This window comes from Clostridium sp. AF20-7 (assembly GCF_003479275.1).
Taxonomy (GTDB): Bacteria; Bacillota; Clostridia; order Lachnospirales; family Lachnospiraceae; genus Otoolea; species Otoolea fessa.
Genome location: NZ_QUGF01000003.1, coordinates 173,930 through 198,900, shown reverse-complemented (window position 1 = coordinate 198,900; position 24,971 = coordinate 173,930). Strand labels below are relative to the sequence as shown.

Here is a 24,971-nt window from a genome sequence, read left to right as displayed (position 1 = left end):
CTACTCCTCCTTACATTTGCTGACAATCAGCTTGACGCCGCTGACCGCCTGAATCTGTACCATCGTATCCCTCGGAATCCGGCTTCCATCCGCCGAGCGTGCCGTCCATTCCTGGCCGGACACCATCGCCGTTCCTCTCGCCTCGTCGTTATCAATCTCTGCGGTTACCCGCGCTTTTTTACCCACCAGCGCGTCCACATTGGTCCGCACCGTCTTCTGATTGATATACCGGAGTGCCAATGGTCTTGTTGAATACAAAAGAAGGAATGAAACAACGACAAACACTGCCATCTGAATGTAAAGATTCACTCCCGCGATCGACAGGACACACGCAATCAGAGCGCCTCCAGCAAACCAGATCGAAGTCAGCGCCATCGACGCTGCTTCCAGCCCGATACACACTACAAACACCACCAGCCAGACACACCATACTGCCATGTCATCCCCTCCTTCCATATAGGTCTTTTGACCCTGATATCTTAAAACTAGTATACGATATTTTCTGACATTTATCAACCAATCAGCTCTGTTTTTGAACTTACGGTTTTATTACAAACTTCTTAATGGAACATATCCATCGGCAGTTCCATTTATCTCTTCACAATTCTCTATCTGCACAAACTATTCGGCTCAAAAAGATTGTCTCAAAAAATGCATTTTACTGCCGCCTCTGCCGTGCCGTCTCAAACAGCAACACCGAAGCTGCCACCGCTGCATTGAGAGATTCGACCTTTCCAGCCATCGGAATCTTCACCCACGCGTCAGCAAGCTCCGCCGTCTCCTCGGTCAAACCATTCGCCTCGTTTCCGATCAAAAAGCCGGACGGACCTGTATAATTTTCTTCTTCGTAGTTATGTTTTCCCTTTAAATGCGCCGCATAGAGGCGAATTCCCTGTTTTTTCACTTCCCCGATCGTCTGATGCAGGTCATCCGTGTAGATAAACGGTACCCGGTAGATCGAGCCCATCGTGGAACGGATAACCTTCGGGCTGTAAATATCGGCTGAACCGCGGTCAAGAATGACGCCCGTCACACCCGCTCCCTCTCCTGCACGCAGGATTGTTCCCAGATTACCCGGATCCTGCAGCGTCTCCAGAATCACAAGCTCCGGTGCCTTTCCGTCCAGGCTATTTTTCAGCACATCTGAGAGCTGATAGGAAAACTGTTCCGCTACCGCCAGGATTCCCTGCGGTGTCTGGGTGTCCGACATATGGCGCATGACCTCATCCGTCACCGTCTCATACCGGCAGCCAGCCAGCAGTTTTTCTGCTCTTTCCCCCTGCTGGCGCAGAAAATTTTCCGACACATAGACTTCGCGGCGTCTCTCCACCGGCAGTTCCCCGAACATCTTCGGACCTTCCACCAAAAAGACGCCCTGTTCCCGTCTTGCTTTTGCTTTCTTTGCAAGCGCCGTCACCGCTCTGACACGGGCGTTGCCCGTGCTCGCGATCACAGGCTGCCTCCTGCCGCGTTCGTCTCCGGCACTCCGTAAACGCAATCCTCATCCAGTGTTTCCAGCTCCTCCAGCCACAGGCGGCTGCACGCATCGCTCGGCATACGCAGGTCGCCGCGCGGTGATACTGCAGCAGAACCTACCTTCGGACCATCCGGCAGGCAGGAACGCTTAAACTGCTGGTTGAAGAAACGGCGGTAGAACACCTTCAGCCATTTAAGGATCGTTTCCTTATCATAAGCACCGTCAAATGCCTGACGCGCCAGGCGGTAAATCTTGCCCGGACGGTAGCCGAATCTTAATATATAGTAGAGATAGAAATCATGCAGCTCATAAGGACCAACCAAATCCTCCGTTTTCTGTGCAATCTTTCCATCCTCCTCCGGCGGCAGAAGCTCCGGGCTGACCGGTGTATCCAGTACATCCAGTAGAATATCAGAAAGCTCTTTCTCGCCACAGGTATCTGCATAATAGCGCACCAGATGGCGCACCAGCATCTTCGGAACCGAGCAGTTGACACCGTACATCGACATATGATCGCCGTTGTAGGTCGCCCAGCCAAGCGCCAGCTCCGACATATCGCCGGTACCGATGACTAGACCGCCGATCTTATTGGCAAGGTTCATCAGAACCAGCGTTCTCTGGCGTGCCTGTGAATTTTCATACGTTACATCATGAACCGACGGATCCTGCTCAATGTCACGGAAATGGATAGTAACTGCCTCTCGGATATCGACTTCTTTCAAGGTTGCACCCAGCTTTTTCGTGAGCTGGCAGGCATTCTGGTACGTCCGGTCAGTCGTACCAAAGCACGGCATCGTCACAGACAGGATATTTTCACGCGGAATCCCCAGCAGATCAAAGGCGCGCACGGTTACTAAAAGTGCCAGCGTTGAATCCAGACCGCCTGAAATACCAACGACAGCATGGCGGCATCCGGTATGTTTGAGACGTTTTTTCAATCCCATCGCCTGGATCGAAAGGATCTCCTCGCAGCGGCGGTTCCGGCTGCCCGCATCGTGTGGGACAAACGGGGTCGGATCGATCGTGCGCTCCAGCGCAAGCGGTTTCCGATCCAGCGTAAAGCTTACAAACCGGTAATCCTCACGGTCTTCTGTCTGATAGGTCGTCATCCGGCGGCGCTCACATTCCAGACGTTCCAAATCGATATCTGCGTAGATTGTCTGATTCTCAAATCGCGCTGACTCCGACAGGATATTGCCATTCTCAGCGATAATATTCTGGCCGCCAAAAACGAGATCCTGGGAAGACTCTCCCTCGCCCGCATTGGCGTAAATATACGCACAGAGCAGCCGCGCCGACTGACCGCTGATCAGACTTCTGCGGTACTCGCTCTTGCCTGTCACCTCATCGCTGGCAGAACAGTTGACGATCACCGTTGCCCCCGCCGACGCGTGTGCAATACTCGGTGGATTTAAAACCCAGACGTCCTCGCAGATCTCCGCCCCCACGACGAGATTTTCCACATTGTCACAGGAAAATAAAAGCTTCATTCCCATTGGCACCTGATAACCGTCCCAGGAAACGTCGATTGTCTTTTCCCAGCCCGGGTTGAAATAACGTCCCTCATAAAATTCAGAATAGTTTGGAATCCATCTCTTCGGAACCAGACCGAGCAGCTTTCCATCCTGGATCGCCGCTGCCACATTGTACAATTTATTGTTGTATTCCCACGGAAGTCCTACAAATACAAGCATTGAATCGCCAGCTGTAAAGGCGATCAGCTTCCTAAGCTCTTCCTTTGCCTTCGCCAGCAGCGATTTCTGGATAAACAGCTCACCGCACGTATATCCCGTCAGCACCAGCTCTGGAAATACCATAATCGAAGCGCCCTTTTTGCGCCCCTCCTCTATCTGTTCACAAACCTGTTCCCGGTTGTACTCTACATCTGCCACCTTCACTTCCGGTGTTGACGCGGCAACCCGGATAAAGCCATCTCTTATCATATGGTTTGTCTCCCTTATAAATGATTTTTAGAAACACATATTTATTGTAGCGGTCACTATACAAAAAGTCAAACACATAGGACGAAGTTTCCTATGACATAAAAAGAGAGCCGCTTTTCCCCCACAGAAAGCAGCTCTCCGGTCACGTTCACAACCGTTACATTAAATAGTTTGATTGCTGTATGTAAATATACCACTCTTTTCCAATTTTGTCAACGTCACCTTTGTCATTTTGCACAATAAATCTTTTTCTTTTTTCGACAAGAAAAAGCAATTTTCACAGTTCTTTTTTACGAATCTTTCCGCTTTCAGTCTTTGGAAACTCCTTTAGCAAGGCAAATTCGCGCGGGATCTCATAATCTGCCAGTCTTTCCGCCAAAAATTCCCGAATTGCCATATTGGTACAACCACATTTCCCGCTGTCACTTCCGACATTTTCTAGTATATCGGAATTTCAAAAGATTGCCAAACTTGTACCACTGAAGGTTTACAAATTGTTTTTCTTTTTACTCAACTGCCAGAACGGATATTTCACGATACCGGGTGTGTTATTGTTTTGTCGTTTTAAACGGTTGCTTTTCACTTCCGATGAATTTATAATAACGCCATAGGTTACAGTCTGAAACCAATCCCCGACGCAATGCGGACCAGGGGCGGACATTATAAACCGACACAGGAGGATACTGCCAAATGATCACCATTCAAAATCCGCTGACCTTTACTTCCTCTTATCCGCCCAAACGGTTAGGAGCTATCTCCGATCTGCTCTTTTTCGATATCGAGACGACCGGCTTTTCCGGCGACTACGCCTCAGTCTATCTGATCGGCTGCGTCTGGCACGACGGAAACACCTGGATTCTGACCCAGTATTTTGCCGAGACGAGGGATGCGGAGGAAGAGGTTCTCGACGCTTTTTTTGCACTTCTCCGGACAAAGCGCATCCTCGTCCATTTCAACGGCGACGGGTTTGACATTCCATTTCTGACGAAACGCTGTGTTTTTTATAAAAAGAACTGGAATTTTGAAGCAGTTGAAAGTTTTGATATTTATAAGAAAATACGCCCATTAAAAAAATTGCTGGGACTTGAAAATCTGAAACAAAAAAGCATCGAGCGGTTCCTCGGCATTGCCCGCGAAGATAAGTACAACGGCGGTCAGCTCATCGAGGTTTACGGTGAATATTTACAGACGCACTCTGAACTGCTGAAACACCTTCTGATTCTCCATAACGAGGATGACTTAAAGGGAATGCCGCAGATTCTGCCGATTCTCGCCTACCCGGACTTTCTGACCGGCGATTTTTCTTTCAAAGGTTCAGAAAGCCGTGATATCCCATATGCGGACGGAAACTCAGAAAAGCACCTGCTGCTTCACTATGAAAGTCCCGTCTCTCTGACAAGCAGATTCCAGTTTTCCATCGGTGAGCTGGAGCTGTCGGCGGAAGGAAACCGCCTGACGCTCGACCTTCCATTATATTCCGGGGAACTGAAACGATTTTACAGCGATTATGAGAATTATTACTATATGATCTACGAGGACTGCGCCATCCACAAAAGTGTCGGTCAGTATGTGGATCGCTCCGCCCGCAAGAAGGCAACCGCCAAAACGTGCTACACCCGCGCAGCCGGGCTGTTTGTGCCGCAGCCGCTTCTTGCAGATGGCACTCCGATGTGGCATGAATGCCTGAAAGCAGACTATAAGAGTAAGCAGCTGTTTGTGCCGTATTCAGAACAGCTTTTCACAGATCCAGAGACGGCAGTGCTGTACTTACATAATTATCTGAGAGAATTGTCCTTATAAATTACAGCACCCGTCCACGCTCTCTTATCTCCCGGATCACGTATCCCATCCGTTTTCTCCGGACTGCCTGTTCTTTCGCCCTCTCCCGCGCAAGCAGCGCCCGGATGAACGCAAAGGTTCTCTCCTCGCCCTGCTCTTTCAGCATCGTGAGGAGATATTCCAGCTGGTACTTCGTCCTCGGGTGCATCACGACAAAATCTCTGCCTCTTTCAAAGTATTCCCACGCACACGCATCCGTGTAATCTTTTCCCTTATAAACCTTCGACGCGGCAATCCGGTCCATTACCATCTCGATCAGGTAGCGAAGGGGCATTTTATTGCCGACAAGCCCCCAGGACTTGTCCGGTGCAAAATCGATCCAGTATTCGAAATGATGTTTGTTGCGTCCCTTGTGGTGCAGCCATGCCGCCGAATAGCCCTTTTCTTCTTTTTCCGCTGCATTTGGGCTGCGGTTTCCCTGATAATATTTAACGCCGGTCACAAATTCCTCCCAGGAATACTTGGAGAGGTCGTGCAGAAGTCCCTGGCGGTACAGCCCTACCGCAAAGCAGTTTTTCATGACCTCGCATTTATGTTTCGTGATCGTCAAAAAATGATGATACGCATTGTAAATATAATTCATTTTCCTACCTCTTTCCCCTTTTCTTTCCTCCTATTTTACCCCCCGTATTCTGGTTTGACAACCCCACTTTCTTTCGCGGCTTTCTGGAAAATACCCGTTACTGGGCACACATGTGTGTACAGTAACAAATGCCCTTATTTTCCACAAAAATTTAACTATTTTTAAATGTCTGAATTTCCAGAAATTTTATGCGAAAACGTTTGACATCAATATGAAACTATGCTATTCTTGGAACAGGTCGTAAATCCATGCGACCATCACTATTTTTTATATTTTTTTGGAGGTATCATATGAACAGAGGTACTGTAAAGTGGTTCAACAACCAGAAAGGTTACGGATTTATCTGCGACGAGCAGGGCAACGATGTATTCGTTCACTACTCCGGACTGAACATGGAAGGCTTCAAGTCTCTTGAGGAAGGCGCTCAGGTAGAGTTCGAAGTTGTTAACGGTGCTAAGGGACCGCAGGCTACTAACGTAACCAAGCTTTAATCATCAACTTTCCAGTGTACCTGTTTTCCAAATATGTTTGATATATATTTTGCGAATACGTTATATTGATCTAAGTAAAGTGATTATAAAAAGGGATACCGCTTCGGCAGTATCCCTTTTTTCGTCACTGCTCACACATGTGTGAACAGTGACCTTTTTTTCTGTCCTGCCATGCGGAACATATCCAAATATCCTTTTTCCGCACAGCAGCCATATCTATTATCTCATTTCTTTTTACTTCTTAGCTTTCTCGTACAGTTTTTTCAGCTCATCCACACTAAATTCATAGTGCTTGTTGCAGAACTGGCAGTTGACTTCGATGCTCTTGCCCTCGTCGATCATCTCCTGCAGCTCCTTGCCGCCGATGCTGATCAGCGCCTTTTCTACACGGCTCTTGGTGCAGTTGCAGGTAAACTGAATCGGCATCTTATCCAGAATCTCCAGACCAAATTGTCCTAAAATCAGCTCCAGAATGTCCTCCGGGGTCATTCCCTTATTTAACATCGTCGTCACCGGCTCCAGCTCACCGATCGTCTTTTCAAGTGCCGCGATCGTCGCCTCCTCTGCTCCCGGAAGAAGCTGGATGATAAATCCGCCTGCCTGGCGCACCGTATTTTCTTTATTCATCAGAACGCCCAGTGCCACGGAGGACGGAGTCTGCTCGGAGGTCGCATAGTAATAAGTCAGATCTTCCGCAATCTCACCCGTTACCAGGATCGTCTGTCCCACATACGGCTCTTTCAAACCGATATCCTGGATTACGCTTAAGACGCCGACTCCCAGCGCACCGCCCACATCCAGCTTGCCCTTCGCATTCGGCGGCAGCATTACCTCCGGGTGGAACGCGTAGCCCTTGACATTGCCGTTCTTATCAGCTGTCACCGTCAGACCGCCGATCGGACCATCGCCCTCGATCCGGATGGTTAAAAGATCACTGTCCGCTTTCATCATCGACCCCATCATGACCCCTGCCGTCATCAGCCGTCCCAGCGCTGCGGTCGCCACCGGGCTGGTATTGTGCGCCTGTCTGGCTTTCTCCACCAGATCGCGGGAAGTCGCCGCAAATGCGCGGATCTGACCATTCGCCGCCGTCGCACGGAGCATATAATCTCCGGTCTGTTCCGTTATTTCACCTGCTTTTATCTTTTCCATCATTTATACCTCTTTTCCATGTTCTCTCGCAACCACATAGATTCGGTCGCTCTCTTTTCGCGGCGCGTTCTTCGTAAATGCGTCATACGCCGCCACAAATTCCATGCCCGCCTCTGTGAGCGCCTTTTTTATCTCGTCCAACGACCACGCGCGCTCAAAATGCGTCTCCTGATAGCGGCGGTATAAGTCATCCTCCTCGCGGATAAAGAGCGTCAGATCGTAGGAGTTAATTTTCTCCTCTTCATCATACTCATTTTCCCAGATGAAGCTCCCCTCGTCGCGCGCCTCCGCGATCGTCTCACTTCCCATTGCCTGAAACTTTGCCTCCGTGTTCAGGTCGAAAATGAACATTCCCTTCGGATCCAGATAATTGTTGACCAGCGAAAATACGTGCGCCAGATCGTCATAATCCAGAATATAATTCAGCGAATCGCAGATACTCACGACCGCCCGGACCGTCCCGTACAATTCAAATTCGCGCATATCCTGCAATAAATACAAAATTGGCAGCCCGGATTCTGCCCGTTTTTCGATTGCTTCCTGCAGCATATCCTCCGAGACATCCACGCCGATCATATCATAGCCTTCCTTTGCCAGAAGCTCCGTCAGCGTGCCGGTTCCGCATCCCAGATCCAGCACCAGACCATCATTGATCCCATATTCCTTTAAAAGAGAAGTCAGGTACCCGCACCAGTCCTCATAGGGAATATTATCCATAAACATATCATATACTTCCGCAAAACTCGTGTAAGCGTCCATTTAGCCTCTCCTTCTATATTGCCAATGCAAAAATGACTGCCATGCATCGAAAGCTTTCCCCTACTGCACAATCTCCTTCCGATGCCAGCACTCCCATCATAGCAATTTTTCGCCCTGTTTGCAAGAATAATTGAAAAAGCACGCGCAGATGACCAGGAATGGAGTAATTGTTTACAGGTAGGCACTTTGGGAACCGAAAGTGCCGTAAGAAAACGTGGTGGCAGCAGGATTTTGTCGTATACACTAACTCTTGACGTTCCACGCAGAACTGACTATACTAGAGCGTATGAAAAATTTGACTGAAAAACAAAAACATTCCCCCATCAAAAGCCGCCGTTTTTACCGTCGGCAGATGTGGCTTCCGGCGCTGGTGCTGATCGCGTCCATCCTGCTCCTGTGGCAGAATGCCGGGGAAAATTCACACTCCCCGCGGCCGATAAACAGCCAGTGCAAGTTTGAAGATTTTTATAACCCGGCTCAGCCCTATGTCTCGGTGAACGCTCCTTCCTTATATTATACAGGGTGCGCTGCCTACGATGGAAAGAAAGAGACCGGATATTATTATTACTCTCTGGAAAATGGAACCTGCCATTTCTATCTGCTCGATCCGTCTTCCGGCTATCCAGAGCCGCCCGAACGCAAAGCACTTTCATTAAACGGGCGTTTGATCCGCCTGAACGAGGATACCTATGAATCGCTTCTCCAGACGATGGCGGACAGTCTCTCCTGGACGGTGAGCTCCCTGCGGAACATGACTTCTCCTTATATCATATCCGCTCTGCCGTATCCCGCTCTGACGCATGAGGTATTTCATCTATTAGCCGGATGTGCGTTTCTGATCGCCCTGGTGGATCTGATCTGGCTTTTTTACCATTCACTCCGGCACCGCCGGGAGCCGCTGCAGCTTTCCGGTGAGGCACAGCAGGGGCAGCAGGATTCTTCCAGTGAGCAGCCGCGCACTTTAATTTCCCACCGCAGGAAAAAACATTGACAGACGATTCAAGCCATGCCGCTTTCCCTGGCATAGGCTGAACCGTCTGTCTTTTTTCGGCTGCTATTTCGTTTTTCTCTATTTCAGCTTATCAGATTATGCTTCTATCTGAATACACCGCGCCCAGTGTGTCCTTGAAAGTTGTACTGCCTCCGGTGACAGCGGCACATGGGCACACGCCTCTCTTCTCTTCGGACAGCGCTCATAAAAGATACACTTCTCCCCACTGCCCGCTATCTTCTTTGGTGCATTCTGGACGGACCGCTCTTTTTCCTGATTTTCCAAAAGGTTCCCTTTCGTCTGTCCCCGCTCCGGTTTTTCCATCCGGCTGTCTCTCTCCGGCTCCGCACTCTGCTTTCCTGCCTCCGCATCCAGTTCCATTGTATCCCCGCCGATCGCCGCTTCCAGCAGAAGTTTCGTGTACGGGTGCGCCGGATGCTCATAGATCTCTTCTGCCAGACCTTCTTCCACAATCACACCCCTGTAAATGACCATGACACGGCTGCAGAGCCCGCGCACGACGTTCAGATCGTGGGAAATAAAGAGGATGGTCATCTGCTTTTCGGCGTGCAGCTTCAAAAGCAGGTTCAAAATCTGGGACTGGACCGTCACATCAAGCGCCGAAACAGGCTCATCCGCGATCACCAGGCGCGGATCCATGAGAAGGGCCACGCCGATGCTGATGCGCTGTTTCTGACCGCCAGAAAGCTCTCTCGGATGGCGCGCCGCAAAGGACTCGTCCAGTCCGACATTTTCAAGCATTTCTTTCACTAGCTGCCTGCGCTCTGCGCGGTCTCTGATGCCGCGCAGGCGCAACGGTTCTTCCAGAATCCATCCGATCGTCCGCGCCGGGTTAAGCGATCCCGCCGGATCTTGAAATACCATCTGCGGACGGACACCGTCACGCACCTTCACCTCACCCGTATAATTGTCGTGAAGTCCCAGGATCGTCTTGCTGAGCGTCGATTTGCCGCAGCCGCTCTCGCCCACGATCCCCACAATCTCTCCCTCTCTTGCCGACAGGTTCAGATCGTGAATTACGTGTTTTTTTCCTTTTTTGCGGAACAGACCGCCACGCACATCGTAAAATACGTTCAAATCCGTCAGGCGCAGGATCTCCCCGCCGGAGCTTTCCCCTTTTTCTCCCTCCGGAATCGACGCCACCAGATGGCGCGTATATTCATGCTTCGGATGCAGAAGGACGTCTTCCGTCTGCCCTTCTTCCACGATCTCGCCCTTATAAACCACGATCACACGGCTGCAGAGCGCACGCACAACATTCAGATCATGGGAAATAAAGAGAATCGACGTTCCCTTGGTCCGGTGGATATTCCGCAGAAGCTCCAGGATCTGTGCCTGAACGACACAGTCTAACGCTGTCGTCGGCTCATCCGCAATCAGAAGACTCGGAGAATTGATCATCGCCTGCGCGATCATCACACGCTGGCGCATGCCGCCAGAAAGTTCATGCGGGTATTTACCGCACAGCCCCTCCGGGTCCGGCAGACCGACTTCTGAGAGTGCCTGCACGACCCGTTCATGGATCTCAGCATTTCCGAGTTTCGTATGGATCCGCAGGCTTTCCCCGACCTGCCGTTCGATTTTCAATACCGGATTTAAGGAGGTCATCGGCTCCTGAAAGACCATCGCCATTTTGCTGCCGCATAGCTGTCTCCGCTTTTCCGGTTTCATGGTCACCAGATCTTCTCCCTGAAAACAGAGCGATCCGGAGGCAATCTCGGCGTCCTTCGGAAGCAGCCCCATCAGTGCCAGCGCACTCATGGATTTTCCTGACCCTGACTCGCCGACTACTCCGACGATCTCTCCTTTTCCGATCGAAAAGCTGATGCCCTTGACTGCCTCAAAGGTCGAATTTCCTTCTGGAAAACGGATCGACAGATTTTTTATCTCAACCAATGGTTCCATCTTTTCGCCTCCTTACTGCTGCATCGAGCGCAGTCCCTCGCTCACCATGCTGAATCCCAGAATAATCAGGATGATCGTCACGCCCGGTCCGATCGCGTACCACGGCGCATTGAACAGGTACGACTGCGCTTCGTAAAGCATTCTCCCGAGACTCGGCTCCGGCGGCTGGATTCCCAGTCCCAGATAACTCATACTCGCCTCAGCCAGCACCGCATTGTTAAATCCGATCGCCGCCGCCGTCAAAAGGCTGACCGCCGCATTCGGCAGAATATGGGCGAAAATAATCCGGATATGCCCTGCGCCAAGGATCCGCGCACTCTTGACAAAATCCAGTTCCCGGCACCGTATCACCTCACTACGGACGATCCGGGCAAAACTCGGGATAAAAAGGATTCCCAGCGCCAGAATGATGTTGTAGCTTCCCGGCTTCGTCAGGCTGATGAAGATAAGCGCCAGAAGAATGCTCGGAAACGATAAAAGGATATCATTGAAACGCATGATCAGGTTATCGAAAAAGCCGCCGAAATAGCCGGTCAGCGCACCGACGATCGTGCCAAACACACACCCGATCAGAACCGTGCAGACTGCCACAAAAAAAGTGCTGCCGCTTCCCGCCATCACACGGCTCAAAATATCGCGCCCGAAGTTATCCGTTCCCAGCGGGTGTGCTGCACACGGCGCCAGATTGACTGCCATGGAGTCCATCGTCGTTGTCCCATACGGCGTCCAGAACTGTCCGATCAGGGCAACTGCCAGAAAGAACAGCGTGATCGCGCCCCCTATCATCAGATTATAATTCTTTCGTTTCATTCGTCTTCCCTCTATTCTTCCGCCGTCCGGACTCTCGGATCCAAAACCTGATAAATCATATCAACCGCAAAATTGATAAGTACGACCACCGATGTGATGTACAGCACGATCGCCTGCACAACCGGATAATCGCGGTTGGAGATCGAGCTGATCAGAAGTCTTCCGATTCCCGGCACGCTGAACACCTGCTCCGCCACGATGCTGCCGGCAAGGATCTCCGCGATTACCATCGCAAAGAACGTCACAACCGGAATCATCGCATTTTTCAGCACATGCCCGTACAATACCGCCGTTTCCGTATTGCCGCGGCTGTAGGCAGTCCGCACGTATTCCCGGTTCATCTCGGTCAGAATCGAGCTTCGCAGGAATTTCACCACCATCGCAATCTTCGGCAGCGCCACCGCGAGCGCCGGAAATAAAAGGTACTGTGCAGACTTTCCAAAATTTTCCGACGGTTCGATAAATTTACCCGGCTGGAACATATGAAGAATCAGTCCAAACACGTAGGTCAGGATCATGCCGAGAAAAAATGACGGCACCGCCATCAGAATCTGCGTCAGGCAGTTCGTCAGCGTATCGACCCATTTTCCGGCAAACCGGGCACTCAGGATTCCGAGTGGAACTGAAATCACCGTGATGATGAGCAGGGAAATGACTGCCAGAAGCACCGTGACCGGAAGCCGCTGTGCCAGAAGGGAGCGGACTGAGGTTCCCTCATACCGGTAGGACTCCCCGAAATCCCCCTGCATCGCATTGGTCACCCATCTTCCATACCGCTCCAGAAGTGGATCATTTAATCCCATCTCATCCCGCGCCCGCTCTAACTGCTCTTCCGTCGCGTCCTTTCCCAGCCTGGAAAGTGCCGCATCGCCCGGAATCACAGAAAAAGCGGTAAACGTCAGGAAGGATATGACCAACAATGTGATAATGAGAGTTATCAGTTTTTTTATAAAGAATTTCATAATTCCCTCCTGCGTTTACCGCTTCTTATTCTGTTGTTATTTCCTGGTTACTGTTCACGGGCAGGCACTTTTGGAACCGAAAGTGCCGTAAGAAAACGTGGTAGCAACAGGAATTTGCTGGATTGTAACTGTATATTTTACTGCTCTACCTGATATAACAGGGACATATCCTCTGCTGCCGTCGGGTAGAAGGTGTAGCCGCCAAACTTCTTGCTGACTGCTACGAGGTTCGCCGGATCTTCGATGTAAACGGCTGCCGCATCCTCTGCCAGGATCATCTGCGCCTTCTTGTAGTTTTCTACTTTTACATCGTCATCAACGGTTGTGTATGCTGTATTAAATACATCGTCGTACTCAGTGTTGGAGTAATGCATGAAGTTCTTCGCATCGTCTGTCACATATTTCTTGAGCCAGTCGCTTGGTGCCAGCGTTCCGTCAAAACCGATGACGGTCGCCTGGAAATTGCCTCCCTTGTATACATCCTGCAGCCAAGTGCTCCACTCAACCTGATTTAAGGTCACGTTGACGCCGACCTGGGACAGCTCGTCTGCGATGATCTGCGCGCTGTCTACGTGCTGGCTGTATGAGCTCGGAACAGTAATTTCCAGATCAAAGCCATCTGCGTATCCGGCATCTGCCAGAAGCTCTTTTGCCTTCTCCGGATCATAGCTGTATACAGTCTCTGCTTCCGGCTCATAGTATTTCGACATTGCCGGGATCATATGGGAGCCGATGATGTGGCTCTTTCCGCCGAAAATAAAGTTGTTGATCGCATCGCGGTCTACCGCATAGCAGAGTGCCTGACGCACCTCTGTCTTGGAAAGCGGCTCGTAAGCGCTGTTTAAGTACATCGCATGGACGAGGTTCATGCTTCCCTGTACGATGTTGTAATCTTCATCGCCCAACGTCTCCGCTTGTGCGGCGGTTAAATATTTCAGAATGTCGATGGTGCCAGCCTGCAGCTCTACAAATGCGGTGTCCACATCGGCAATAAATTTAAATTCCACGCTGTCCAGGCTCGGAACGCCCTCCTGCCAGTAGCCGTCATATTTTTCCAGCTCCAGGTTCTGACCCGGTGTGTAGGAAACATATTTGAATGGACCGGTACCGATCGGATTGCCTGCCGGGTCCTCGTTGGACTTCGGAATGATGGCAATCGTCATCATCGGAAGAAACTCTGAATAACTTTCTTTCAGGTTTACAACCAGTGTCTTGTCATCCTGCACCTCTACACTATCTACAAGCGAAGAAAAAGCGGAGGATTCGCCCTGAATCTCCGCATAACGATCGATGGAATATTTGACATCTTCGATGGTAACCGGTGTGCCGTCATGGAATGTGACGCCATCTCTCAATGTGAAAGTATAAGTCTTTGCATCATCGGAAATGGTATAATCGCTGGCAACAGCCGGAATAAATCCGCCATCGGAAGTAGGCTTTACAAGCCCTTCGTACAAATTGAAAACCACGTCTCTAGTTCCTGCGTCCGTATCTACATGGGGGTCAAGACTAGCCAGGTCCTGCGTCATGCCATACACAACGCTGCCGCCTGGTACTGGTGTTCCTTCTGAAAGAGTATTACTGGTCTCTGCTTCGCTGGACTCGCCAGCTGCTTCTGAGGTGCCTTCTGCTGTCTTGCTGCCTCCGCATGCACAGAGTGAAGCAGATAACAAAAGTGCCATTACGCCTGAAAGAAGCTGTTTCTTTTTCATATCTTTGTCCTCTCGAATTCGTAATAATCTCTCATTATTAAATTGTCCTAGCCATTATAGCAGATTTTCATAGAAAATCAACTTTTCCAGCATAATTTAGGACTTTCTCACTATCTTTTAGGATGTTTTTTGTTAAAATTCACGAATTGATCCGGCTCGAAGCTGTCAAAAATAAAAACATCAAACTGTTTCCGGTGCCGGTTTAATTCGCCCTGGTTTTTGATCGTCCACGCCGCCATCTTACATTTGTAGAAATAGCGCAGCATTTCCACCGGAAGCGTGTTGCTGAACTGGCAGTTGTACGCAATGAAATCCGGTCTGCAAAATCCGTTCAGCATACAGTATGTAAGCATCTCCCGCACAATGACCGGCGTTTTCAAGCCCTCGCCGCGGTGATTGGTCGCAAGCTGCCCGCGCAAAACATTCGGACGATGGTGCTTAAACCAGCCGAGTGCCAGCGGACTGAACGATTCGATGCAGTACTCACCCGGATAACGATCTAAAAGCGCCGCGCATTTCTCACACAGCTCCCGGTGGACAATCTCTGCTTTCAGTTCGATGATAAGCGGGGTACGCCCATCCGCCAGCTCAAGCACTTCCTCAAAGGCCGGTATCGTCTGGGATGAACCAAACAAACGATAGCTTTGCAGCTCTTCAAAGGTACAGTCGCGTATCTTCCGGTCAACGCCCGCCGCCCGCTTCAGATCCCAGTCGTGAAATACGACCGGAACCCCGTCTTTCGTCAGCTGTACATCCAGCTCAATCCCATATCCCATCTGGATCGCGCGCTCAAACGCCGGGAGCGAATTTTCCGGACATTCACTCCGGTTGTCATGAAATCCCCGGTGGGCGATGTATTGCCGCTCAAATGCCTGCATTCTCGCCTTCCGCCCCGTCTCCGGCAGCATACTGCAGTAAAACAGAGATAAGAGCGATAACGTCACCATCCCTGGAATTACGATTGTCATATGTAAATAGCCTCTTTTCTTTCGTCACACAACGGCTCTGCGCCGTCATACTAATCTTCTATCTCCCAATGCACCTGACTTCCGCCATTTCCTTTTTTTACCACCAGCTTGTGTCCCATCTCCTCTTTCAGCTCCGTCACATGGGAAATGATGCCGATCAGGCGTTTTCCTCCGGACAGCTCCTGCAGCACCTGAACCGCCCGCGTCCGTGATTCCTCATCCAGAGAACCAAACCCCTCATCAATGAACATAGCATCCACCTTCACGCTGCCTGCCGCATTCTGGATGACATCCGCCATGCCGAGCGCCATCGCAAGCGCCGCCAGAAAGGATTCTCCACCAGACAATGTTTTGACGTCCCGGACCCGGTCGGTCACAAAGCTGTAGACATCCAGGTCAAGTCCCACTTCTCCCTGTTTTCCCAGATCGGCCAGACCGCGGCATTGAAGTTCAAAGGTTCCTTTCGTCATCCGGCGCAGGTGGCGGTTGGCTGCCTGTATCATCTGGCGGAAATACTGGCGCTGTACATACGTCTGGAAATCGATCCGCGCCGCGCCGCTCAGTTTTCCGTCCGCCGTCTGGTAAAGCTCGCTGATCTGCTGTTTTTCCCGGTCAAGCTGCTCCCGTTCCTGCAGATACCCCCGAAGTGCCGCATATGCATCCTCGTTGCGCGTCCGCACCGACATATGTTCCCGGTGAAGCCGCGACCAGCGCGTTTTTTCCTCTTCCCAGTGCCGGATCGCCTGCTGGATTTTTTCTTCCGGTTCTGTTTCTGAATCTGCTTCAAAACGTTCCTGGAGCGAAGATAAGCTTCCCTCCAGCTCCCGGCATTTTTCCCGGCACTCCTGTGCTTTCTTATCAGCCGCTGTCACCGCCTCTGCAAGTGTTTCCAGCTCCCGGCTGCGCTTCTCAAGCTCCACCTGGAGTGTCCGGCTGTCTTTCCACTCCAGCCGCTTCGAGAGTTCCTCCAGCTCATTACGTCTCGTCTGGCTCTCGATCGCCGCCTGCTGCACCTCACTTCTTTTAAGCTCCAGCGCAGCTTCCAGCTTCTTCTGTTCGGCTCCGTTCGCCTCCCGTTTCTGCCGGATCGTTTCTTCCATGGCAATCCGGTCTGTATAAGTGGTTTCCGCCTGCCTGCATCGCCGGATTTCCTGTGCCATCTGCCGTAGCTCCTTCTCCAGAGCATCCACATCCGGCTGGGCTGCCGGGCTGTCCTGATTTTGGCCGTACAGTTTTCCCTGGATCTCTATCCGCCGTCTGCTCTCATGTTCCAGCGAGATCTGCGCCTCCTGGCACGCCTCAGCGGCTGTCCTCTGCTTCTGATCGGCATCATCCCGCCCGGCACGCAGCGCTTCCACCTGTTCCTCCCGGATCGGCTCTGTCTCCAGACGGCAGGGAGCCGGGTGTTCCAGCGAGCCACAGACCGGGCACGGTTTTCCTTCCTGCAGCTCTGCCGCCAGAAGTCCCGCCTGCATCGCCAGAAAGCGGCAGGACGCGTCCTGATACAACTGATCTGACTGCTGGTACGCCCGCGCGGCTGCCTGAAATTTTTCCTGGCGTTTTTCCAGTGACTTCCTCCATGTCCGCTCCGCTTCACAGCATTTCCCTAACTCCTGCAAAACCGCCTGGCGCCGTTCCATCTGCTCCCGCCGTCCCCGGCATTCTGCCAGGGCAGCGCGCGCCTCTACCGCCTCCCGCTCCTGGTTTCGAAGTATTTCTTCCTGTGTACGGCACGTTTCCAGCTGATTCTGCATTTTTTTCAGGTTTTGGGTCAGAGCCGTCCGCTGATGTTCCAAAGTTTCATATGCCTGCCGTTTTTTCTCCTGCTCCGCATAGAGCGGAAGCGCATCCTGCATCCGCCAGATCTGATCCTCCAGCTCCGGTTTCCGGCTCTCATAGGCTGCGGCAGCTTCCCGGCGCCTAGCCTCCATCTCCCGTCCAAATGCTTCCAAACGGCTCTTTTCTTCCAGTACCCGTTTTTCCTTTTTCACAAGCTCCAGATGGTTCTGTCCGGCGGCAAGCTTCTGGATTGTATTCTCTTCCAGTCTCCCCGCCTCTTCCTCGATCCTCCGGCTTTCCTCCGACAACTGATGCAGAAATGCAAGCAGTTCCGCTCCATTTGTCCGGTACCGCTCTTTCAAAGACTGCCATCTTTCTTCCCACTCCAAAGCTGCCGCCTCCTCCGTCCTGGGAACCGTCACCTGCCGGATGACTTCCTCGCACCGGGTCTTGTTATCCTCCAGCCTTCCATACAGCGTCCGATCTGCCTCCCGCAGCTTCTGCTGGATTCTACCGTAGATCCCGGTATGGAAAATGCGCGAAAATATCTCTTTTCTTTCTTTGGAGGATGCATGGAGCAGACGGATGTATTCGCCCTGCGCGATCATCGCGATCTGCGAAAACTGATCGCGGTCCACGCCCACGATCGCCCGGATCTTCTCATCGATCTCACGGATCCGGCCGGACATCTCACTTCCATCCGGCAAAAGCAGAGACGCTTTCGGCGCCACACTCGTCGCCGTGTATGCGCCGTCCTTATTTTTCCGCTTGCTGAGGCGCGTGTATGCCGGACTGCGGCGGATCGTATAATCCTGCCCCTTATCCTCAAACGTCAGTTCCACCCAGGTCTCCGCGTCCTCCGGTGCATACTGGCTGCGAAGCATCGCGCCCTCTCTCCCGGCGCCGCTCGCCGCCCCGTAGAGCGCAAACGAGATCGCGTCAAAGATCGTCGTTTTGCCTGCCCCCGTATCGCCCGTGATCAGGAACAATCCCGTCCCCGCCCGTTCGAAATCAATCTGCGTCACGCCCCCATAAGAGCCAAACGCCGACATTGTAAGCAGCTTCGGTTTCATACGCGTTCCTCCTCCTCTGCCTCTTCCACCATGCGCGCCAGAATCGTCTCCTGTTCCTCTGTCATCGGGCAGTGGCGCACCGCCTCATAAAAAGAGGCAAATGCCTGAAACGGCGTCACCGCCCCTGTTTCCTCCGGTTCTTCCTCCAGTCGTTTCCGCGTCCTCTCATTGTCCACCCGGATCTCCAAAATATGCGCAAATAACTCCTCCAGGCGCTCCCGGAAATCGTACATTTCTTTTTCGTCCGTCAGGACCACGCTCACATACGCGTCCGCGCGTCCGCTTCCATCCGGCATCTTTTCCATCGTATCTGAAAGCAGCTTGAGTTCTTCCAGTGTCCCCCGCACGCGCTTTACATCGGGATGGCAGAGAATCGGCAGACGGCGGATCTGAGGCTCACTTCCTTTTTCTCCCAGTTCCACCACCGTGATCCCCTTCTGATGGTGTTCTTCACTGATCGAATATTTGTACGGCGTCCCACAATAGCAAAACCGCTCCTGCCCTACCTTCTGTGCCCCATGGATATGCCCTAACGCCGCATATTCAAACGGTTCCAGCACCGACGCATCAATCGCATCCAATCCGCCGGAGGTCAGCACCGCCGTCTCCGAATCGCAGGTTTCCGGATTCTGACCGTTCCAGACAAAAAACTGGTGCGCCAGAACCACATTGCGCTCCTGCTTCCGGATCGTCTCCCGCGCCAGGAGTTTCTGGAATGCATCGGTATAACCATTGGTGTCAAACAAATGGCGCACATGACCCGGACGGATAAACGGTACCAGATAAAAATGAACCGGTCCCCACTCATCTGTAAGTGTGACCTGCTTTAAATACTCCGTCCGATCTGCCGGCGGCAGCGCCGCGATATGGATCCGGTGGCGTGCCAGAAACGATGCGCCATACGCCAGCCGCTCCGGTGAATCGTGATTTCCCGCAATGATCAGGATCTCCGTCCCCGGACAGCGCCCGGATAGCTCGGTCAGAAACCAGTCAAAAAGCGTATACGCTTCCCCCGCCGGGACCGATTTATCATAAATATCCCCGCATATCAGAATCGCATCCGGCTTCTCTTCCTCCGCATATTTAAGTATCTGCAAAAACGCATTTTTCTGGCTCTCGCGCAGGCTATAGCCATTTAACATTTTCCCGATATGCAGATCAGAAAGATGAAATAGTTTCACGCAGGCACACCTCCTTTTTCTTTCTTTGAGCCACTGTTTTTTTGATTTCCAATTTTTTCCGCTTAAACATATAGACATTTTCCGGACATATATGGCAAAAAGCGCCGACACATCGAACCACTTCCCGTGCCAGCGCCTTTTTTGGTTACTGTGAACCGTTACCTTTTTCTGTTTTGTTCTTCACTCTTAATCCAGCTGGATCAATGCCATAAAGACCAGATCTTCATCTCCGGTATTGGCAATGCCATGACCACAGCCATCCGGCGTGAAGGTCTTATCGCCGACGGTAACCGGACGTTTCGTTCCATTATCATCGTACTCGCCCTGTCCCTTGATGATATAATACGTCTCGCTCTCGCCGTGGTGCTCATGATAGCCCAGGGAACATCCCGGTGCGATCGTTACCTCGGCAAACATCTTACATTTTGCATTTAACTCATTGTCATCCAGAATGTATTTTACAACTACCTGTCCTTTACCGCCGTTCGCATTTTCCTTAACAACTGTCTTCATGCTGTTTCCTCCTCATCCTGTGCCATTCTTTCAGATTCGTTCGACACTGTTTTTCTATGGAGTATTATAAGCGATTTTTTCCTCAACTTCAAGCTCTCTACTTAAGGGCAATCCGCATTTGTTGCAGTTCAGAAAATTCCTACTTGCTAAGTTCAATCCGCATTTCTAACTCGCTGTACGGAATTGTTACCTCCGGGAATCCTTCCGCATACGATGCAATCTCATACGGCGCATAATAGAAAACCACGCCCGTCTCGCTCAGATAAAACGGCGATTCGTAGCTGATGCCGTCTGCCACCGTATGTTCCAGATCCTCCGGTGATTCAAAGGCAAAATTTGTCTTTTCCGCCAGCTCCCGGAATGCCGCACCAACCTTCGCCTGCAGCTCCTCCACCGGATTCTCAACCACATCGCTCAAAGACAGGCGTGCCCCCGTTTCCCGGTCAAAGACAAAATACTGGCGGAACGGCGTTCCGTGTGCGCCGCCCGTATATTCGTATCCATCCGCACGGACGCAGACATAATGATCATCCAGATACGTAATCGCGTCATCTCCGTCGATCGTAAGAGCCATCGAATAGATCGGCTGCGCTGCATCCGCCTCCTGCGGAAGTACCTCTTCCTCCGATCCGTCCGTTTCCGCTGTATCGATGCTCATCTCCGTATCAAGATTCATGGAATCCGTCCGCGCCGCCGACAGAACCGACGCCTGCAGCTCCTGCATCGTCTGGTTCATCGCCTCGACCGCATCGCCCTCTCCGTCAAATACCAGCCGTTCTGCGTACACACTTCCCAGCTCCCGGCTTCCATCCGCACTCTTTAACGTCTCCGACTGCGCCTCGACATGCCCCAGCTCCCGGATCGGAGACTGGAACAGAACCGGCTCTAACAATGTCACTTCCCCGCCTGCCGCATCATCCAGCGTTTTTTCTCCCAGATAAACGCCGTAATCCTTAAACTGCTGGCAGTATGCCTGATTTCCCGTCACATAAAAATTACCATACATAGAAAAATCATTCGTCATGCCCGGCTCTTCCTCGACCGTAAAAAGCGCATTCTGCGCCTCGGCGGCATTTGCCGCTGCATCTGCCTTAGCATCCGCCGCAATCCGCTTAAACGAAAATTTTCCCGTGCTGATCTGGGAGGTCTGATTTTCCATCAGGTACAAATATCCGTCCTGATACTGCACCAGGCTGATATTTTCCGCCGTCTCATATAAAAGCGTCCGTTTCTCCGGGTCAGAGACCTCATAGCGGTAACACTGCGTATTTCCATTGCCATCCCGAAGCAGGGCAAAAAATGCGTCCTTCGCAAACAGCACCGACGATGTATTCGTAATATCCGAAATCTCCCTCGGATGGCTGCCGTCCACATCCGCAATCACCAGGCAGGTTTCATTCTGCACCGGCATATACCCAAACTGTTCCGTATAATATGGAAGAATCCCATTAAACAGCTCGCTGCAGCCTGCCGGAATCTCCCCGTAGATCGTGTCTGACGGTGACAACTCTCCCGCTGTTTTGCCATTCTCATCGAGCGTATAAATGACATTCATGTTGTAACCCTTGACATACAGGCGGTTCTTTGACGCATAGAGCACCGACGGCTGATCCGTCAGATCCGCTAAATGCTCTTCCACACCGCTCTCCAAATCCAGCCGGTACAGCCCATAAAGCTCCGTGCCCTGTGTGCTGCCACTCTCCGCCTGTATCCGATCAAAATACAGCCCGCCTCCGTAGACCCAGAAGGTGCTGTTTTCATCTCCCGTGTCAAACTGGCAGAGCGTCTTCATCTCGCCTGTCTCCTTCGAAAGGGAACGGATCTCCGTGCGGTATTTGAGGTACAGCATGCCATTCTCCTCCAGCACCCGATCCGCCGCTCCGAGCGCCGTGCTGACCGCGCCCTCCGTTTCCTCTGCCGCCTGTGTCTGCGCTGTTGTCTCAGCCGCCGGTGATTTTTTGCACGCTGACAGGGCTGCCGAAGCAGCAATCAAAAACATCGAAGCCGCCAGCACTGCCCTATACCCTGTCTTTTTCTGAACCTTTTTTCTCTGGTTCTGCTCTGTTCTTCCCTGATTCTGTTTCATTTCTTCCCGTTTCCACTCTTTCTGAGCCATCCGTCCAAACTCCCCACACTTTTTCTATTTTTCATCGGACCTGCGTCCGCTTTTTCTTCTGAATACAGGCGGAAATGGTGAATCCATCCCCGCCTGTCATACAGTGTACCCTGTTTTTTTTGCAATGTCAAAAGGTGTTCCAATATATTAAGTTATATTAATGAAACTGTAAGATTACAGTGCGCGGGTCTTTGACACCTGCATACCAGCTTTATGAGGCAATCGGCATTCCTACTGCAAATTATCCGGTCCGAATCCCATCGGTAGAAGCTCCGCCAGTGTATAGACCTTATATTCCTTCACCGAACGTGCCAGAATGATCTGAAATCTATCATCCTGGCAGAATTCCTTCATCACCTGACGACACACGCCACAGGGCGCACACCAGTCAAATTCCGAAGCTCCTTCCGGGCCTCCCACAACTGCAATCGCTGTGAAGCTGCGTTCACCCTCACTGACTGCCTTAAAAAAGGCAGTGCGTTCCGCGCAGTTTGTCGGTGTATAGGCCGCATTTTCAATATTGCAGCCACGGTAAATCCCGCCTTTTTCAGTCATCAGAGCCGCCCCCACCTGAAAATGAGAATAGGGTGTATAGGCCATTTTCCGTGCTGCGAATGCTTCCTCGATGAGTGTTTCTATCCTCTCATTATTCATTCTTCGCATCCTCCTGAATCAAGATACGGATGGCTTCCACCGCTGTCCGGATCGCTGCCTCTGTATCATGGGCCTGTTCATTGGACAAGCCTTTTTTCGCCCGCTCCTGATTAGCCAGAACCAGGAAGCAGGCACCTACACGCACCCGAAGGAAGCTGCCTGCGATAAACAATGCTGCTGACTCCATCTCCGATGCCAGGCATCCCATCCGAAGCCACGCCTGCCACTTATTTTCAAGCTCGTAGCTGACCGGCATCACCTCCGGCTCATGCTGTCCAAAGAAGGAATCCTTCGACTGTACAACGCCCGCATGACAACGGAACTTCAGATTCTTCGCTGCACGGATCATGGCATTCATAACATCCACATGGGGCACAGCCGGATACTCAATGGGAGCGTACTCTCTGCTGGTTCCTTCCATGCGGATAGCTCCGCTTGCAACTACGATATCTCCGCCCAGTACATCCTCCTGCATACCGCCACAGGTGCCCACACGCAGAAAAGTATGGGCTCCGCACTTGGATAACTCCTCGATAGCGATAGCCGCTGACGGACCACCGATGCCGGTTGACGTCACACTGACTTTTACCCCATCGATGGTTCCCGTATATGTGGTATATTCACGATTATCCGCAACTAACACCGGATTTTCAAAATGTTCTGCTATCTTCTTGCATCGCTTGGGGTCCCCCGGCATGATGACATATCCGCCGATATCCTCCGGACCGATTCCTGTGTGGTACTGTTTTCCCGTTCCTTCTGTATAATCAACCATATAATCGCCGCCTTTCTGTTTTTAACTTCAAGTCCAATGTCATTTATTTTATCTGATCCAGCATAGAAGTTCCGATGGTTCCCTCCGGCATCTTGACACCGAAATTGTCCGCAATAGTCGCACCGATAACGGCAAAGGTGTCACTGGTATCAAGCTTCCCACTTTCCGTATCCGATGGTGAATACGCAATAAACGGGACCTGCTCTCTCGTATGATCCGTTCCCTTGTAGGTTGGATCATTTCCATGATCCGCCGTCAGAATCAGCAGATCGTCCTCACGGAGCAGCGGCAGAAGCTCTCCCAGCTTTTTATCAAATTTTTCGATCTCTTCCCCATATCCCACCGGATTTCTGCGATGTCCCCATAACGCATCAAAATCTACCAGATTGGTAAAGCAAAGTCCCTTGAAATCCCGCTTTGCGATATCGATGGTCTGCTGCATGCCATGTACACTGCTGTCGGAATGATTGCTTTCTGTTATCCCTTCTCCCACAAAGATATCGTTAATCTTTCCAACGGAAATCACATCATATCCGGCATCCTTCAGGGCATTCAGCGCCGTCGGTCCGGTGGGTTTCAAGGCATAGTCATGTCGGTTGCTCGTCCGCTTAAATTCGCCGCGCTTTTTGCCCACATAGGGTCTTGCGATAACACGGCCAACTCTCCACTCATCCCGCATAGTCAGTTCTCTGGCAATCTCACAGTAATGATACAAGGTCTCAAGTCCCATGGTTTCCTCATTGCCACAGATCTGAAGCACAGAATCCGCTGATGTATAGACAATCAGCTTTCCTTCATTCACTTCCTGTTCACCCAGCTCCTCCAGAATCTCCGTTCCGCTGGCTGCCTTATTGCCGATTATCTTTCTGCCGCAGCGCTTTTCCAGTTCGTCAATCAGTTCCTTGGGAAATCCATGTTCTGTAAATGTGATAAATGGCTTATCCGTCCGGATGCCCATCATCTCCCAATGACCGGTCATGGTATCTTTACCATTACTCGCCTCATTCATCGCCATAAAATATCCTTCCGGATGTTCTGCCGGCTTTACCTGCTTAAGGGCCTTGAGATTGGCAAGTCCTAATCTCTGCAGATTCGGAATATCCAGATGTTCCACTGTTTCTGAGATGTGCCCCAGCGTATCCGCACCGGCATCGTCAAATCTGGCCGAATCCGCCATGGGACCGATTCCAAGGGAATCAAGTACAATTACAAACACTCGCTTAAAACGCATACCACTCACCCTTTCTACTAATTTTTGCTATATTTG

The 24,971-nt window shown here is 51.4% G+C and carries 22 protein-coding genes; 3 read left to right on the top strand and 19 right to left on the bottom strand.

The window, feature by feature from the left end:
* From DWX68_RS04025 to DWX68_RS04010, 4 genes are all read right to left on the bottom strand, one after another.
* Nucleotides 1–438 (bottom strand): NfeD family protein, encoded by a 438-nt coding sequence (locus DWX68_RS04025; RefSeq protein ID WP_118628664.1) that lies wholly within the window; start codon nucleotides 436–438, stop codon nucleotides 1–3.
* A 220-nt stretch (nucleotides 439–658) separates the two neighbouring features.
* Nucleotides 659–1,453, bottom strand: a complete 795-nt coding sequence (locus DWX68_RS04020) for an RNA methyltransferase (protein WP_118628663.1) — start codon at nucleotides 1,451–1,453, stop codon at nucleotides 659–661.
* Nucleotides 1,450–3,417, bottom strand: a complete 1,968-nt coding sequence (locus DWX68_RS04015) for an NAD(+) synthase (RefSeq protein WP_182432133.1) — start codon at nucleotides 3,415–3,417, stop codon at nucleotides 1,450–1,452. Before DWX68_RS04015 ends, DWX68_RS04020 begins: the two co-directional genes overlap by 4 nt.
* A 280-nt stretch (nucleotides 3,418–3,697) precedes the next feature.
* A complete protein-coding gene (locus tag DWX68_RS04010) occupies nucleotides 3,698–3,817 on the bottom strand; it encodes a hypothetical protein (RefSeq protein WP_117796415.1) in 120 nt (39 codons plus the stop codon).
* A gap of 293 nt (nucleotides 3,818–4,110) precedes the next feature.
* On the opposite strand from DWX68_RS04010, the gene DWX68_RS04005 reads away from it, so the two are divergent.
* On the top strand, nucleotides 4,111–5,220 hold the full coding sequence (locus DWX68_RS04005; RefSeq protein WP_118628661.1) for a ribonuclease H-like domain-containing protein: 1,110 nt from the start codon (nucleotides 4,111–4,113) through the stop codon (nucleotides 5,218–5,220).
* Between the two features lies 1 nt (nucleotide 5,221).
* Here the strand turns inward: DWX68_RS04005 and DWX68_RS04000 are convergent, their stop codons facing one another.
* Nucleotides 5,222–5,842: a DUF5662 family protein gene (locus DWX68_RS04000; RefSeq protein ID WP_243027522.1), complete on the bottom strand. Its 621-nt coding sequence runs from the start codon at nucleotides 5,840–5,842 to the stop codon at nucleotides 5,222–5,224.
* A gap of 290 nt (nucleotides 5,843–6,132) precedes the next feature.
* Between DWX68_RS04000 and DWX68_RS03995 the strand changes: the two genes are divergently transcribed.
* A complete protein-coding gene (locus tag DWX68_RS03995; protein WP_022359797.1) occupies nucleotides 6,133–6,333 on the top strand; it encodes a cold shock domain-containing protein in 201 nt (66 codons plus the stop codon).
* A gap of 234 nt (nucleotides 6,334–6,567) precedes the next feature.
* Here DWX68_RS03995 and hslO read toward each other — a convergent pair whose 3' ends face one another.
* Nucleotides 6,568–7,485, bottom strand: a complete 918-nt coding sequence (gene hslO, locus DWX68_RS03990; RefSeq protein ID WP_118628716.1) for an Hsp33 family molecular chaperone HslO — start codon at nucleotides 7,483–7,485, stop codon at nucleotides 6,568–6,570.
* Between the two features lie 3 nt (nucleotides 7,486–7,488).
* Nucleotides 7,489–8,244, bottom strand: coding sequence for a class I SAM-dependent methyltransferase (locus DWX68_RS03985; protein WP_118293280.1), 756 nt, complete (start codon nucleotides 8,242–8,244; stop codon nucleotides 7,489–7,491).
* A gap of 286 nt (nucleotides 8,245–8,530) precedes the next feature.
* Between DWX68_RS03985 and DWX68_RS03980 the strand changes: the two genes are divergently transcribed.
* Nucleotides 8,531–9,235 (top strand): hypothetical protein, encoded by a 705-nt coding sequence (locus DWX68_RS03980; RefSeq protein ID WP_107000168.1) that lies wholly within the window; start codon nucleotides 8,531–8,533, stop codon nucleotides 9,233–9,235.
* 96 nt (nucleotides 9,236–9,331) lie between these two features.
* Here DWX68_RS03980 and DWX68_RS03975 read toward each other — a convergent pair whose 3' ends face one another.
* The 12 genes from DWX68_RS03975 to DWX68_RS03920 all read right to left on the bottom strand — a co-directional run bounded on the left by DWX68_RS03975 (nucleotide 9,332) and on the right by DWX68_RS03920 (nucleotide 24,935).
* Entirely contained in the window at nucleotides 9,332–11,161 is a 1,830-nt protein-coding gene (locus DWX68_RS03975; protein ID WP_118628660.1) for an ABC transporter ATP-binding protein, read from the bottom strand.
* A gap of 12 nt (nucleotides 11,162–11,173) precedes the next feature.
* Complete coding sequence (locus DWX68_RS03970; RefSeq protein ID WP_107000170.1) at nucleotides 11,174–11,971, bottom strand: ABC transporter permease; 798 nt, start codon at nucleotides 11,969–11,971, stop codon at nucleotides 11,174–11,176.
* 11 nt (nucleotides 11,972–11,982) lie between these two features.
* The gene (locus DWX68_RS03965) at nucleotides 11,983–12,933 is read right to left on the bottom strand and encodes an ABC transporter permease (protein WP_117796410.1); all 951 of its coding nucleotides are present in this window, start codon (nucleotides 12,931–12,933) and stop codon (nucleotides 11,983–11,985) included.
* A 137-nt stretch (nucleotides 12,934–13,070) separates the two neighbouring features.
* Nucleotides 13,071–14,645: an ABC transporter substrate-binding protein gene (locus DWX68_RS03960; protein ID WP_118472064.1), complete on the bottom strand. Its 1,575-nt coding sequence runs from the start codon at nucleotides 14,643–14,645 to the stop codon at nucleotides 13,071–13,073.
* A 110-nt stretch (nucleotides 14,646–14,755) separates the two neighbouring features.
* Nucleotides 14,756–15,613, bottom strand: coding sequence for a glycerophosphodiester phosphodiesterase family protein (locus DWX68_RS03955; RefSeq protein ID WP_118628659.1), 858 nt, complete (start codon nucleotides 15,611–15,613; stop codon nucleotides 14,756–14,758).
* Between the two features lie 50 nt (nucleotides 15,614–15,663).
* The gene (locus DWX68_RS03950; protein ID WP_118628658.1) at nucleotides 15,664–18,465 is read right to left on the bottom strand and encodes an SMC family ATPase; all 2,802 of its coding nucleotides are present in this window, start codon (nucleotides 18,463–18,465) and stop codon (nucleotides 15,664–15,666) included.
* Nucleotides 18,462–19,646 (bottom strand): exonuclease SbcCD subunit D, encoded by a 1,185-nt coding sequence (locus DWX68_RS03945; RefSeq protein ID WP_118628657.1) that lies wholly within the window; start codon nucleotides 19,644–19,646, stop codon nucleotides 18,462–18,464. The genes DWX68_RS03950 and DWX68_RS03945 overlap by 4 nt, the downstream gene beginning before the upstream one ends.
* Nucleotides 19,647–19,832: 186 nt before the next feature.
* Nucleotides 19,833–20,159 (bottom strand): cupin domain-containing protein, encoded by a 327-nt coding sequence (locus tag DWX68_RS03940; RefSeq protein WP_107000176.1) that lies wholly within the window; start codon nucleotides 20,157–20,159, stop codon nucleotides 19,833–19,835.
* A 139-nt stretch (nucleotides 20,160–20,298) separates the two neighbouring features.
* On the bottom strand, nucleotides 20,299–22,275 hold the full coding sequence (locus DWX68_RS03935) for an RsiV family protein (protein WP_118628656.1): 1,977 nt from the start codon (nucleotides 22,273–22,275) through the stop codon (nucleotides 20,299–20,301).
* A 231-nt stretch (nucleotides 22,276–22,506) separates the two neighbouring features.
* Entirely contained in the window at nucleotides 22,507–22,929 is a 423-nt protein-coding gene (gene cdd, locus DWX68_RS03930) for a cytidine deaminase (protein WP_118628655.1), read from the bottom strand.
* On the bottom strand, nucleotides 22,922–23,704 hold the full coding sequence (udp, locus tag DWX68_RS03925; protein WP_022359925.1) for a uridine phosphorylase: 783 nt from the start codon (nucleotides 23,702–23,704) through the stop codon (nucleotides 22,922–22,924). Before udp ends, cdd begins: the two co-directional genes overlap by 8 nt.
* A 43-nt stretch (nucleotides 23,705–23,747) precedes the next feature.
* Nucleotides 23,748–24,935 (bottom strand): phosphopentomutase, encoded by a 1,188-nt coding sequence (locus DWX68_RS03920; RefSeq protein ID WP_118628654.1) that lies wholly within the window; start codon nucleotides 24,933–24,935, stop codon nucleotides 23,748–23,750.
* Between the last annotated feature and the right edge of the window lie 36 nt (nucleotides 24,936–24,971).